This is a genomic window from Microbacterium sp. CPCC 204701, from assembly GCF_004010105.1.
GTDB lineage: Bacteria > Actinomycetota > Actinomycetes > Actinomycetales > Microbacteriaceae > Microbacterium.
The window spans coordinates 56,314-69,373 of sequence record NZ_RRYE01000001.1; the positions used below are offsets into that span (position 1 = coordinate 56,314).

Sequence of the window (13,060 nt, forward strand, 5' to 3'; positions counted from 1 at the left end):
CGCCGCTCCACGACGCGCGATCGCCACGGTGGAGGCTACCGTCGGGGATGACCGCGGTCACGATCCGGGTGACGGTGGCGGCATCCTCGGCGACGATCGTACCCAGACGAACCCATCCCCCGCCCTCGAGCCAGAGGTTGTATAGCCCCGGCGCTGTTGTCCGCGCGGTCCGATCAAGGACGACCGCCTCCTCATCTGCGTGCCGGACGATGTCCCGAACGACGAGGTCGTAAGCCCGACCAGTCACTGGTGCAGTCAAGCGACGCGCAATGACGAACCCGAGTCCGGCAACCGCAGCAGCGGCAACACCTACCGCGGCCGCGGCAAACCCCAACACCCTCACTGCGCGGGCCTCGGCCGCGCCGGGCGAGGCGAGACCTCGCCGCCACCCGTGCCAGCGCCACTCCCGATCAGATGCGCCTCCGCTTCGTCGACCACCACACGCTCACCGTCGCTTAACTCGAAGGTGACGCGCGGGTCGATGACAGCATCCCGAATCTCGACGACCTGCCTGTGCAGCTGCGTCTCGGCGTCCTCGGCACCGAGCCCCTCGCCGAATTGACTCAAGCCGGGGCGTACCCTGTTCGCCCGCTCCCAGATCGGGGTCACGCGATCGACGAAACCGCGAGTCGCTCGAGCGCGGGATCGTGCCCGCGCCCACCGAAGAGCAGGCTGCCCGGCCAGGCCCAGACACAGGAAGACGAAGGTCGAAAGGAAGAGTGGGTCGTAGGCCGCGCTGAGTCCGAACATCAGCTCCAGGTTCCCGGCGACGTGCGCGAGGTCCATCGTGATGATCTCGATCGACAGCACGAACCCTGAGACGCTTCCGATGAGCAATGACACTGCCGGCAGGCGATTAGACCCCCTACTCAGTCCGATCTGCTGCGCAGCGGTAGCCGCCATTGCGATCATGATCACGCCGTCGTACGCGAACTGGATGATCGAGTACGCCGCCGCAGCCGGCTGCGCCCCCAGGTCGAGCATGAACGTCGTCGTGGTCGAACCTCGATCGATGAGTGCGAAGGATGCCGCAACGCCCACGAGTGCGATCGCGAGGAGCGCTCGGCCCAGTGCAATGCGGACAATGCGGGTCGCGCCCCGGGTCGCCTTCGCCACGCCTCGGCCGAGAAAGAAGATCCCGACCATCAGGGCGAGGTCGGCGAGCAGCGTCGCGACGTTGGTGCCACCCAGGATGCCGTCCACCCAGATGTAGGCGGCGTCGATGTTGAGCGTCATCGCGACCGCGATCGTCACGGCCGAATAGGCGATGCTCCGGTCAGCCCGACGTCGCCGGAGGATGAGGAGCACCGCGACGAGCGTCCACATCAGCACCGAGACGAGGACCGGCGTCACCCGAAGATCTCCAGGAAGCGGGACTCGTGAAACGCGGAGCCGCGGATCGCCGCGGCGAGATGATCGGCGAGCGCCTCTGCCAGGATCTCGTGCTCGGTGACGAGATCCTGGCGGCCGAGCAGGCGCCGCCTTGTCGCCTCCGGGATGTCGGGCAGCAGCAAGTCAGGAGCTTCCACGGTCTGGTCATCCCCGTGGTCGAGGATCATGTGCGCAAGCTCGGGCAGCACGAACTGCTGCCGATGTAGCGCCGATTCGCTGTGAGCGTGCAGCACGAGATCCTCGGTCTCGGTCTCAAGCCACAGCGCGCAGATGCCGTCCTGGTCGTTCAGGTCTGCGAGCTCGACGATTCGGAGCGGGCGCCGCCTACGGTGCTGCATCGCGTCGAGGAGGTCGTCGAACGAGAAGGCCTCACCGAGGCTCAACTCATCCATGGCCGTCGACACGGTCGCTTCGATGTTCACGGTGTCATCACTTCCTCCCGCAACCACCTGCACCCTTGTCTCGGCCAGCCGACCGACCAGGGACTGCAGCTACGTATGGGCCACTTCCTCGTCCAGGAACCTGCTGATCGCTGCGAGTGCCTCGGGCGAGATATCACCCAGGGTGCGCGCCGCGTACGACTTCACCTTCGCGGCTCTCATCGCGCGCACGAGATCGAGCTGCGCCCTGACCTTCGCCGGCATGGGTGCGTCCTCCTCCGCGATAAGGAAGGCGGCATCAACACCGAAGAACTCCGCGAGACCCTCGAACAGAGCGCGATCTCGCACGTACCGATGACCGTTCACGATGTAGGTCCACCGCGAGCGAGAGAGATTGACTCCACGCTCCCGCAGGAAGCTTGCGATCTGGGTGAAGGTCGGCTCGATGCCGTCCTCGGCGATCGCGACATCCAGCAGCAGACGTAGGCGTCTCGCTAGGTCTGCTGCTGCTTCCTTGCTTTCGTATTCCGTGATGTCCATGACCATTCCTATGCCCTCGGGTAAGGCAAGGCGTCTTCGATTGGGCATGCCTAACGACGCCGCATGATTGCTCAATGTACGCGTTGGTCATGCTCAACTCAACCATTGCGGGATGGCGCGCGATGGTGCAAGGCTGGTCGCCACCGCATTGTTTGAGCATGCTCAAACTTCGCCGGCGCCGCCAGGACCAGGGCGGGAGGAGATCGAGATGCCAGTGACGACGCGGTACACGACGGCCTTTAGACCGAAGGATGCCGAGCCCCTAGAACTCCCCCAGCACCTGCCCGAGCCGCATCATCATCTCGGTGACCTGCGCGTCGTCGACGATGTAGCGCACGCGCTGTCCGCGCACCGCGACGTCACGCGGCGGATCGGCGATGACGAGTCCCGCATCGAGGAGCTTCTCGAGACCATTGAGAACGGTCATCTTCGGGATCTCGAGGGCGTCGGCGATCTCACCCCGGGTTTGGCCGGGGTTCTTGCGCAGGTAGCCGATGATGCTCGCTTGCATCATGTTCCCGAGAGCCTTGATGGGATCCTCCGCGTACTCGCTGTTCGCGGGGCGTGTATAGCGGGGCACAGCCCCAGTCTCTCGCACGCCCGCATACTCGTCCAGAGAACAGAAGCACTAAATGCTTCACAAAGGAAGTGTATTGTTATACGCTTCCCTCATGTCAAGACCGGCAGCGCTGAGAGTCCGGGGAGGTAGATGATGATGTCTGCGCCCCGCAGCAAGGCCGCGCGTCGAGGGATGGTCTGGGCCTTCGTGGGCGGGCTGATCGTGGTCGGGGCCATCGTGGCGATCGTCATCTCGTCGATCTTGAGCCAGACGCCGACCACTGATCCGACTCCGACAGGTTCGGCCGCCCACACCACGGCACCTGACGCCACGACCGCTCCCGAGAGCGAGTTCGTCGATGCCGACGTTGCGGAGCGCGGGTGGGTTCCGGAGCCGATCACTACCGACCCCGACGTCTATGTACGCGGAGCATTGGCTGCGGCATCCACTTTCGACACCCAACTCAGCACGCGTCAGGAGTGGATCGCGTATCTCGACACGTGGTTCACGCCCGACATGCGCTACACCTCCGAGCAGGACCGCAAAGACGACATGCAGGCCGCACAGCTCGAGCTGCGGCAGGGCGTCGTCCTGCCGGAGGATGAATGGAACTCGCTCGCGAACGAGAACGGGCGCGTGACGGCAGCGGTGCCGGGCGACATCTCATATCAAGCAGTTCCGGATGACGCGTCCGGCGACATGCGCATCGGGACGGCCGACGTCGTACTCACCTACACCCGTGCCGACGATTCGGGCACCGAGTCGTCGTACGACGAGACGGTACGCGTGAGCGTGCAGGTGCTGTGCGAAGACGGCTCGATCCCCACACCGGACAGCGCGCAGCAGCCCGGAGACTGCAAGGTCGTCCGCTACTTCTCGGGGTCATTGGAGGGCTGACATGGGCGCCCCGGTCGCTGCCGCAGCAGCTCTCGCGAACACCAAGACCGGGCGCAGAATCGTATCGGGGGCGTTGCTGTTCGTCGTGCTCGCAGTAGGGCTACTGCTGACGCCGCTCATCGCGATTCCGTTCGCCGTAGGCGGTCAATCAGCGGCGAGTGCGATCGCGAATCGCCCGGCCCTCGTCGCGAGCGGCGCGTGGGGCTACCCACTCGCCGGCGACTACTGGAAGGGGCGCGGCTTCGGGTACAACCCTGTCGTCGGGTGCAGCTACTGCTCCACGAATCACCTGGGTTACGACATGGCGCAGTCGTGCGGCGCGACGATCTTCGCGTCCGGACCGGGCCGCGTCATCACTGCCGGCTCGTACTTCGGGTGGGGAAACACTGTCCGCATCGACCACGGCGACGGCCTCGTCACGCTCTACGGGCACATGCAGTGGGACTCGATTCGCGTGTCCGTCGGAGACACCGTTGACGGCGGTACGCCGCTGGGAGCGGAGGGCAACACCGGTCGATCCTTCGGCTGCCACCTGCACTTCGAGGTCCAGCGCGATGGCGTGCCGATCGACCCACAACCGTTCATGGCCGCGCTCGGCCTTCCGCTCAAGTGAACCAACCGAGGGAGCAAGACATGCGAACAGCACTCACCGCGCCGGCAGACGTCGACGTTCCCGACATCGAGCCCGACTTCTCGGCGCCGTTCTTCCAGGGCTTCCAGGTCATCGCGTCCTACATCCTGGCGGGCGCCATGATCGTCGTTCTCATCATGCTGATCATCGCCGGTGCCGCTCTCGCGTTCCGCGGCCTGGCCTCGGACCGTGTGCGCACGTGGGCCGGCGAGAACATCCTCTGGATCTTCATCGCCGCCGCAGTGCTCGGCGCCGCGAGCGGACTGTTCCAATGGTTCGTCAACTTCGACTTCGGGTTCTGATGGCCCGGCTGCGTCCGGGCCTTCTCGGTGCGGCGCTGGGCCTCGGAATCGCGTTGACCGCGGTCGTGCCCGCAAGCGCGGCGGAAGCCGGTCGCGCAACAACCGCGGCATCCGTCGCCGTCGCATCTGCCGCGACGAACGCGACGCCCGTGTCCGGCGAACCCTGGTCATCGCCCGCGTATCCCGTCGACTGTTTCCGCGTCGACGAGCAGGTCACCTGCACGCCGCAGAACACCGCAGACATCAAGCCGCAGCAGTGCTTCATCAACGTCTTCGTCGACGGGGCGAAGGCCACTGTCTGCACGACTGACGAAGCGCATGTGTCGGCCATCAAGACCAGCGGCGGCAAGCCCCTGCTCGTCGAGTACGGCTGCTCGATCGGCGACGTCGTCTGCGTGACGTTCGAGAACGCGGGACGAGGGATGGCACTCTCGGCAACGTCGATGATGCTCGCCGTCGCACAGAACATGCGCTTCGATACGTCGTCGCTGCTGTGGACCGCCTCGACCAAGGAATGGTCGTTCTGGCAATGGGCCGTGCTCGCGATCCTTTTCGGCGCGATGGTCTGGGCGGTCGCCGCGGCCATCGTCTCGGGTGATCGGGCCGAGCTCGTCGGCGCGATCGTGCGCAGCTTCATTGCGATCCCGGCTACGGCAATCAGCCTCTGGGCGACCGGGCACCTGCTCAACGCGGTCGACGACCTGACCTGGTACGTCATGAACCGCGACGGGTCGGGCGGATTGTTCTCGACGCTGCAGTCGGTCATGTGGGCAGGTGGGCAGGCGAACTACTTCTTCGCGTTCGTCATCCACGGCTTGCTGATGATCGGGATGCTGCTTCTCATGCTCGTCTTCGCCTTCCGCAACATCGTGCTCGCGGCATTGATCGCGGTGGGGCCGATCGCATGGATGCTGTACCCCGTGCGAGCGGTCGGGCCGCAATGGGTCGTCCGATACGTCTCGGCCGTCGTAGTGCTGCTGCTCACCGGGCCGCTCACGATCGGCTTCGTGACGCTCATCATCAATGGCCTCGCGAGAGTGCGGACGATCTGGGATCCACAGTCTTGGCCGCTCTTGATCGGGCTGATTCTCGTCACCTTCGCGCCCTTCGCCGTCTTTGGCCTCTTCAGCTTCGTCGGCGCGGTTGCGGCCGATTCGATCGGTTCGCGGATCGGCTCGGGAGCTGGTCAGGCCGCATCTAGAGCGGCGCGATCGGCGTCCCACGTGCCGAGTCGGATCACGGCGCTGCCCGCGGGCATCGGCACCCGGGCAGCAAGCAGATCCCGCGGGAGCGGCCCGACTTCAGGCTCCTCGCCGTCTGGTACTTCGGGCAAGGCGCCGGCTGGTCAATCGAACTCCCCCTCGGCGCCGTCAAACTCCGCCACGCCGACACCCTCGGCCCAGACGACACCCTCGGCCCAGACGACACCCCCAGCGCCGACGAACACCCCTGCACGCACCCGCACTGAGAGGACAGCGTGATGACCACACACGACCTGGCACGCCCCGTCCGCCTTCCCCGACGTTCACGGCAGGGCGTCGTGATGGGCATGGACGGTTGGCAGCTGACATGCATCACGATCGCGGCGATCGCGCTGCTGGCGAGCGTCAACCGCTTCGGCCCTCCGGGACTGCTCTACGCGGCGCCGCTCTATCTGCCGGTCGGAGGGTTCGCGTTCGTCATGATCCATGGCGACTCGGCGCCGCGACAGGTCGCCCTCTGGCTCATGAAGCAAGCAAGGCACATCGCCCGCGCGACACGCCACGTCTATCGCCCCGAGCGTGCGCAACTCGCGGGCACGCTGAACCTTCCCGGCATTCGCGCGTCGATCCAACTGTGGGACGTCGACGGCGTCGCGTGCGCGTACAACCCGCACGACCGGTCAGTCTCCGTCACCGCCGAAGTCGAGGTGCAAGGGTTCCTGATGAAGGATCTCGCCGAGCGCTACGACCTCGCGCAGCAGTGGTCGCCCGTGCTCGCGTCGTTCACGCAGCGACCCGGGATCAAGCGCGCGGTGCTCCAGGAGCGCACGATCCCGACGACGATCCGGGCGGCTCACGATCACTACGAATCCACTCGGCGTCGGCGCGGGCTCGACGAGGCCTCACCGGTCTCTCGCAACTACGACGAGGTCATGGACCGGTCCGAGGCGTTCGCGGTGTCGCACCGCAACTATCTGACGTTCACGCTCGACCTGATCGCCCTGGGGCCGCAGCTCAAAGCCCTCGGCGGCGGCGAGGGTGCCGTCAAGGCCCTCGCTTCCCTCGAGGCGCGCAATCTCGCCGACGCTCTGAATGCGGCGCGCATCCGAGTGCGGAGCTGGCTGACGGTGCGGGATGTCGCGGCCCTTGCTCGCATCGGATTCGACCCCGAGTTCGCGGCCAACGTGCAGAACCGCGACGACGCGCAGCGGGGCGTCGATCCCATCGCGATCGGACCGATGTACCTCGAGGAGCCCCGAGGCTCGAACGGCATCGTCTACAGCGACTCGGCCGTGCACACGACGATGTGGATCCACGAATGGCCTCGGTCCGATGCCGCCGTCGGGTTCGTCGAGTCGATCGTGTTCGCCCGGATGCCGTCGACCGGCGAAGCGATCACGCACATCCTGTCGATTGTCCTCACGCCGGTCTCGGTGAAGAAGGCGATGCGCCGCATCGAGGACGACAAGAAGGTGTGGCGAGGCAACGAGAAGCTGCGTGCCAAGCGCGGCGTCGACGGCTCAGCTGCGGACGCGGCCGATTGGGAGGCACTCGAGCGGCAAGAAGAGGAGATCGTCGCCGGTCACGGCGAGTTCCGGTACGGCGCCTACCTGACCGTCACGGCTCCCAATGAGCAGAAGCTCGAGCAAGCGATCGCCGGCATGCGCAACGCGCTCGCACGAGCGGGCATGGAGCCGCAAGTCCTCTACTGTCAGCAGGCCGAAGCGCTCATGGTCAATGCGCTTCCGCTGGGTCTGGGGATGAAGTGATGGCACGTCCCTTCGCGGTCTTCGAGCCCGGCGACCTGACTCGACGCGAGCGGCGCGCGCTCCGACGCGAGGCCGCGCTGAGCGCACGCGAGGCCGAACCACCGAAGCGGCGCCGTCGCGACCGGGCGCTTCCGCAGGCCGCGGTTCCCGGACCATTCGGGCCAGGGCTGGCCCAGGGTGGCTACTGGAACCTCGCACGTCCCAGCATCCCGGCCCATCAGGCCACATCGCGACAGCTCGCGGGGATCTATCCCTTCGTGGCGGATGCCGGACTCGGCCATCGCGGCCCGATCCTCGGGGTCGACCTCAACGCCGACGCGCTGTGGCACTTCTCACCCTGGGAGGCGTACGCCGACTCGACCGATCGGGGCACCTTCTCGACGAATCTCCTCGTGCTCGGCGCCTATCGTGCCGGCAAGTCCGCGACGATCAAGACTCTCGTGACCCGATCGCTCGCCTTCGGCCATCAGGCTGTCGTCCCCTCCGACCCGAAAGGCGAGTGGGTGACCGTGGCCGAGGCCGTGCCAGGCGGTGTCGTCGTCCGCCTCGGCGGAGGAAGCGCCGCGCGGCTCAATCCACTCGACCATGGCCCGCGCCGCGTGGATGCCGACGACGAGCAGCACGAGAAGATGGTCCGTCAGCGCCGCATCACGACGCTCGTCTCGCTGATCGAGATGGCACTGGGCTCGACTCGGCTCACGGCCGTAGAACACGCGGCCATCCATGATGCGCTCGAGCGCAGCATCCGCTCAACAGGCGACCGGCCCACACTTCGGAACGTATACGAGCACCTCGGCACGATCGTCGACGACGCCGGCACCGACTTCCGGCTTTCCGACGGCGCCGTGCAACCGCGGTTCGTGCTGCGCCGCTTCGTCGAAGGTGACCTGTCGGGACTCTTCGAGGACGAGTCCACCGTCGCGTTCGACGCCGAATCTCCGATCGTCGTCGTCGACACGAGTGAGCTCTTCGCACGCAGTGAACTGGTCGCCCAGCTCACGCAGGTGTGCACCACGGCATGGATCCAAGCTGTCGTGTCGGACCGTTCCGCCAGACGCACCCGGTACCTCATCCGCGAAGAGGGGTGGCGCGATATGACGTCGCTCGCGGCGCTGCAGATGTTCCAGCAGTGGCTCAAGCTCTCCCGCCACTACGGCATCAGCAACGTCGTCATCCTGCACAAGATGGGCGACCTCGACGCCGTCGGCGACAACGATTCGAAGGAACGCAATCTCGCCTACTCGATCGTCGGCGACATCGAGAACAAGTTCATCTTCCGCGTGAATCACCAAGAGGCGGCCGCCCTCCGCGAGCGCCTCAACATGCCGGCGACACACGTCGAAGACGCCCGGCGGTTGCGAATGGGCGTCTTCCTCGCGTACGTCGGCCAGTACGCGTACGCCGTCGACTGCTTCGCGACATCGACGCCGTGGGAGGTCGACTTGTTCGTCACCGACTCCGCATTGCAGCCCGAACAGGCAGACGACGGGATGCTGCAGCTTCTCGATCTCGAGCTGCTCGATCGCTTCTGGCCCGAGCAGTCCCCCAGCGACGCCGGCCTCGACGGCTGGCTGACGCAATCCCGGAAGGAGACCTTCGATGAGCGTTGACACCGCCCTCCGCGTCTACGCGAGCGTTACGGGACGGACTGCGATCTTCACCACCCCCGACGGGGTAGACCAGGCCGTCACCGCTTCGCCGGGCGACGACATCCGGCACCTGATCATCCAGCGCGCCGCCGCCGAAGCGCGGCACGCCGCCAGCGTCGTCGAGCTCATCACCTCGGGCGACCAGGGCGACTACCACCTCGTCGTCGACGCGCGCGGCGGGGTCACATCGTCCACCACGCACCGCACCATCCCACGGGAACACCTGCCAGAGCCCATGCGCGCAGTGCCCGGCTTCGAGAAGACGTCACAGGGAAAGGAGGTGAGCACCCTGGCTCAGGAGCAGGAGGCGCTCGGGCGATCCGAAACCCCTGCCCCTGAGCCGCTCCCGACGGAGTCGCAGCCTCGCCCGTCGTTCATCACGACCGCAACGTCCGCCGAGACGACCCTCACAGGATGGCGGGGCTTCCTCTCATCCCTCGGACTGATGGTCGGCGCGTCGCGCGCCGCGACAAAACGACTCGACGCTCAGCGCCTTGTCTCGCAGCGATGGGCAGGATGCCGCACCGCCGCCGTCGTGAACGGCAAGGGCGGCGTCGGCAAGACGATGACGACAGCCATGATCGCCGCCGTGTTCGCGCGCAGCGGCGGCGGCAACGTGCTCGCGTGGGACAACAACGACACGCGCGGGACCCTTGGCTGGCGCACCGAGCAGGGACTGTACGACACGACGGTGTGCGACTTGCTCCCCGCGGCATCCGATCTCCTTGCGCCGACCGCGGGGATCTCGGACATCGCCCGGTTCGTTCATCATCAGAGCGTCGATCGGTACGACGTGCTGCGGTCGAACCCCGAACTGCTCGCCGCGCATCAGCGGATCGAGCACTCCGAGTTCGACACGCTCATGCAGGTCGCCGCCCGGTACTACCGCCTCGTGTTCTTCGACTCCGGCAATGACGAATCCGCCCAGCGGTGGCTTCGCATGATCGACTCGTCATATCAGCTCGTGATCCCGACGCTCGCGGCGCCCGAGTCCGCCGAGTCTGCGGCACTCCTGCTCGACGCGCTGCGCGAGAGGGACGAACGTTCTCGCGCTCTCGCCGACAACGCGGTCGTCGTCGTCACTCAATCGGAGCCCACCGGCTCCGCCGCGGCGCGCCGAATCGCCGACGCCTTCCGCGGGACCGTGCGGGCCGTCCACTCCATCCCATTCGACCCAGCTCTCAAGTCCGGTCCGCTGCGCTTCGACAGCCTCCGTCGCACGACACAGGACGCCTGGCTGCACGCTGCGGCAGCTGTCGCAGGCGGGTTCTGAAGGGCGGAAGTCATGAGCGGGATGCTGGGCAAGGCCATCGCGATCGTGGTCGCCGTGGGCGTCGTCCTCAGCGTCGCCTTCGCGTTCCTCACTGAGGTGGTCGTGCTCGCGGTGTGCGGAGTGCGCCCCGAGGCGGAGTCGATGTTTTCGGCCCTGTGGCTGGTGATCACCGGCGACGCCAGCGGCTTCGCCCTGATCGCGGGATGCGAGCCGCCGGCGGTCGCGATCCGGTTCGTCGGTCTCGTCGCCGTCGCGCTCGTTGTGGGCATCGCGGTGTGGGCGTGGATCGCATACCGCCGATATCGGCAGTCCGACCAGTCATTCATCAGCGACCTTAGGGGGCGGCCCGGGTTCGCCGAGGCATCCGAGATCCGTCAGCACCTGTCGGCGTACGCAGTCCTCAAGCGGGCACGGCAGCTACGTCCCGACCTCATCCGGCCGCGGCCGACCGACGTCGGCTGGCGCGTCGGTCGCTCTCGCGGGAAGGACGTCTTCGTCTCGATCGAAGACTCAGTCGCCCTCGAAGGCCCTCCGCGCTCGGGCAAGGGCTACCGCGTCCTGATCTCGGCGATCCTCGACTGGTCGGGGCCGCTCATCACGACGTCGACGACGAACGACAACCTCACGGCGACGCTGCGCATGCGCGAGCGGCGCGGAGAGGTGCACGTGTTCGACCCGCAGGGGCTCTCGGGCATGCGTCATCCCCTCCGCGTCTCTCCCATCGCGGGGTGCGAAGACCCGCTCGTCGCGATGCAGCGCGGTAGCGCGATCATCACAGGCACCGCGCTCGGCACGTCGACGACGAACGGCGAGTGGGCGCAGGCGTCAGGAGTCGTGCTCGGGCGGCTCCTACACGCGGCCGCGGTCGGCAACTGCTCGATCGAAGATCTCTACAACTGGGGAACGAGTCCGATCCTCGCGCGACGGTCTGCGGTCTCCATCCTCCGCTCCGACGGCGCGCCGGGATGGGGCGACAACCTCGAAGCGACACTCGCATCCGACGACAAGCTCGTCTCATCTATCTGGTTCGGCGTGCAAGGCGCGGTGGCTCCTCTTGCTGTGCCGAAGATCCGCGAGGCTCTCACGCCGCGCCCCGGCGATGCCGTCTTCGACCCGCGCGCCTTCCTCGATGGCGCGAACACGCTGTATCTCATCGGCTCCGCGTCCGGCGCGTCCGCGATGGGCGGATTCCTCGGCGCACTGCTCGACGACATCGTCGAGGTCGCGCGCGTGCGCGCGCTGGCGTCCCCCGGTTCAAGGCTGCAGCATCCGCTCGGTCTCATTCTCGACGAAATCGTGAACATGTTCCGGTGGGGCAACCTCCCGCGGATCATGGCCGACGGCGGCGGCCGCGGCATCTGCACCTTCGTCGTGCTGCAGGCGCTGTCGCAGGCCGAGACGTCGTGGTCGCGCGCAGAAGCCGACACGATCTGGGCTGCCGCGACGGCGAAAGTCCTGCTCGGAGGCGCGTCGCATGTCGACCATCTGCGCGATGTCGAGGCGCTGCTCGGCACGAGGCAGACGCGGCGCACGCAGCGGTCGTGGTCGACGCGCGAGGCGGGGCATTCGACGAGCGAGCACCACGAACGGCTCGCCTTGATGTCGGTCGACGAGATCCGACGGATGCCGCAGAACGTCGGTCTGCTCGCCTACCGCAACCGCCGCGGCGTACTGCTCGACCTCAGCGGCTGGGACCAGCGCCGCGATGCCCGCGACATCCAGGCCGGCAAGCACGACACCGAGCGCGAGCAGCAGACAGTCTTCGGTGAGGCCGCCGCACCGGCGCCAGAGGTGGCGAGCGAGCCGTGAGCAATCGTCGGAAGACCGGGGTGCGCAACGCGTATCGGGCGGAGTTCCTCCGCTCGCCGGAGTGGTTCGCGCGCCGGTCACGCTGGTTCCGAAAGCAGGTGCGACTCCGTCGGCCGCTCGTGTGTGCGGCATGCGGCCGGCTCGCGGCAAGCCGGGAGCTCGAACTGCATCACCTTGACTACTCGGGCGTGCGCTTCGTCAAGGGCGGATGGCGGGCGTTTGAGCGCCACGATGACCTCGTGCCGCTGCATCCGCACTGCCACGATCTTCTGCACCGCCTCATCGACCGCGACCATGTGCTCGCCTTTCACCGCTCGCGGCGGGCGGCATCCGGCATCGCGTTGCAGCGTCTGCGGGCAAGGCTCTGGGCCCAGGAGATTGCCCCGTGAACGACGACCTCGACCCCGAAGAGATCGAACGGCTGATCGCCGCCGAGCTCGCCCGGATCGCGCCTGTGGGTGTCGACGCCGAACCTTTGGGCACCCACCCCGTCGACTGGCGGAACCTGTCGCCGGAGGACGCGAGCGCGGAGTGGACGGCGTTGCGCGAATGGGTCGAGTGGTTCACGGTGCGCTACAACGTGGCGGTCAGCGTCGTTCCGGCGTGCTGGTGGAAGCACGGCGCGCTCGTCGAGGAGCTCTCGGCGCTCCACGTCGC

At 67.0% G+C, this 13,060-nt stretch carries 13 protein-coding genes and 1 pseudogene; 10 read left to right on the top strand and 4 right to left on the bottom strand.

The window, feature by feature from the left end:
- Positions 1 to 339: 339 nt before the first annotated feature.
- The 4 genes from EIO58_RS00285 to EIO58_RS00300 all read right to left on the bottom strand — a co-directional run bounded on the left by EIO58_RS00285 (position 340) and on the right by EIO58_RS00300 (position 2,892).
- Entirely contained in the window at positions 340 to 1,353 is a 1,014-nt protein-coding gene (locus tag EIO58_RS00285; RefSeq protein ID WP_127817697.1) for a hypothetical protein, read from the bottom strand.
- On the bottom strand, positions 1,350 to 1,814 hold the full coding sequence (locus tag EIO58_RS00290) for a hypothetical protein (RefSeq protein ID WP_127817698.1): 465 nt from the start codon (positions 1,812 to 1,814) through the stop codon (positions 1,350 to 1,352). The genes EIO58_RS00285 and EIO58_RS00290 overlap by 4 nt, the downstream gene beginning before the upstream one ends.
- Positions 1,815 to 1,883: 69 nt before the next feature.
- Complete coding sequence (locus tag EIO58_RS00295) at positions 1,884 to 2,312, bottom strand: hypothetical protein (RefSeq protein ID WP_164861433.1); 429 nt, start codon at positions 2,310 to 2,312, stop codon at positions 1,884 to 1,886.
- A gap of 262 nt (positions 2,313 to 2,574) precedes the next feature.
- Complete coding sequence (locus tag EIO58_RS00300) at positions 2,575 to 2,892, bottom strand: winged helix-turn-helix domain-containing protein (protein WP_127817699.1); 318 nt, start codon at positions 2,890 to 2,892, stop codon at positions 2,575 to 2,577.
- Positions 2,893 to 3,063: 171 nt separating this feature from the next.
- Here EIO58_RS00300 and EIO58_RS00305 point away from each other — a divergent pair, with 171 nt between their 5' ends.
- From EIO58_RS00305 to EIO58_RS00350, 10 genes and pseudogenes are all read left to right on the top strand, one after another.
- Entirely contained in the window at positions 3,064 to 3,768 is a 705-nt protein-coding gene (locus EIO58_RS00305) for a hypothetical protein (protein ID WP_127817700.1), read from the top strand.
- Position 3,769: 1 nt separating this feature from the next.
- Entirely contained in the window at positions 3,770 to 4,381 is a 612-nt protein-coding gene (locus EIO58_RS00310) for a M23 family metallopeptidase (RefSeq protein WP_127817701.1), read from the top strand.
- A gap of 20 nt (positions 4,382 to 4,401) precedes the next feature.
- Positions 4,402 to 4,701, top strand: a complete 300-nt coding sequence (locus EIO58_RS00315; RefSeq protein ID WP_127817702.1) for a hypothetical protein — start codon at positions 4,402 to 4,404, stop codon at positions 4,699 to 4,701.
- Positions 4,701 to 6,182 carry a hypothetical protein gene (locus EIO58_RS00320; protein ID WP_127817703.1) on the top strand — a complete coding sequence of 494 codons (1,482 nt, stop codon included), beginning with the start codon at positions 4,701 to 4,703 and terminating at the stop codon, positions 6,180 to 6,182. The genes EIO58_RS00315 and EIO58_RS00320 overlap by 1 nt, the downstream gene beginning before the upstream one ends.
- A complete protein-coding gene (locus EIO58_RS00325) occupies positions 6,182 to 7,672 on the top strand; it encodes an SCO6880 family protein (protein ID WP_127817704.1) in 1,491 nt (496 codons plus the stop codon). The genes EIO58_RS00320 and EIO58_RS00325 overlap by 1 nt, the downstream gene beginning before the upstream one ends.
- Entirely contained in the window at positions 7,672 to 9,282 is a 1,611-nt protein-coding gene (locus tag EIO58_RS00330) for a hypothetical protein (RefSeq protein WP_127817705.1), read from the top strand. The genes EIO58_RS00325 and EIO58_RS00330 overlap by 1 nt, the downstream gene beginning before the upstream one ends.
- Positions 9,272 to 10,594 carry a MinD/ParA family ATP-binding protein gene (locus tag EIO58_RS00335; protein WP_127817706.1) on the top strand — a complete coding sequence of 441 codons (1,323 nt, stop codon included), beginning with the start codon at positions 9,272 to 9,274 and terminating at the stop codon, positions 10,592 to 10,594. Before EIO58_RS00330 ends, EIO58_RS00335 begins: the two co-directional genes overlap by 11 nt.
- A 12-nt stretch (positions 10,595 to 10,606) precedes the next feature.
- Positions 10,607 to 12,403 carry a type IV secretory system conjugative DNA transfer family protein gene (locus EIO58_RS00340; protein WP_127817707.1) on the top strand — a complete coding sequence of 599 codons (1,797 nt, stop codon included), beginning with the start codon at positions 10,607 to 10,609 and terminating at the stop codon, positions 12,401 to 12,403.
- Positions 12,404 to 12,423: 20 nt separating this feature from the next.
- Entirely contained in the window at positions 12,424 to 12,792 is a 369-nt protein-coding gene (locus tag EIO58_RS18545; RefSeq protein WP_164861434.1) for an HNH endonuclease signature motif containing protein, read from the top strand.
- A pseudogene (locus tag EIO58_RS00350) lies at positions 12,789 to 13,060 on the top strand (hypothetical protein); the annotation flags it as partial. The gene EIO58_RS18545 and the pseudogene EIO58_RS00350, both read left to right, overlap by 4 nt.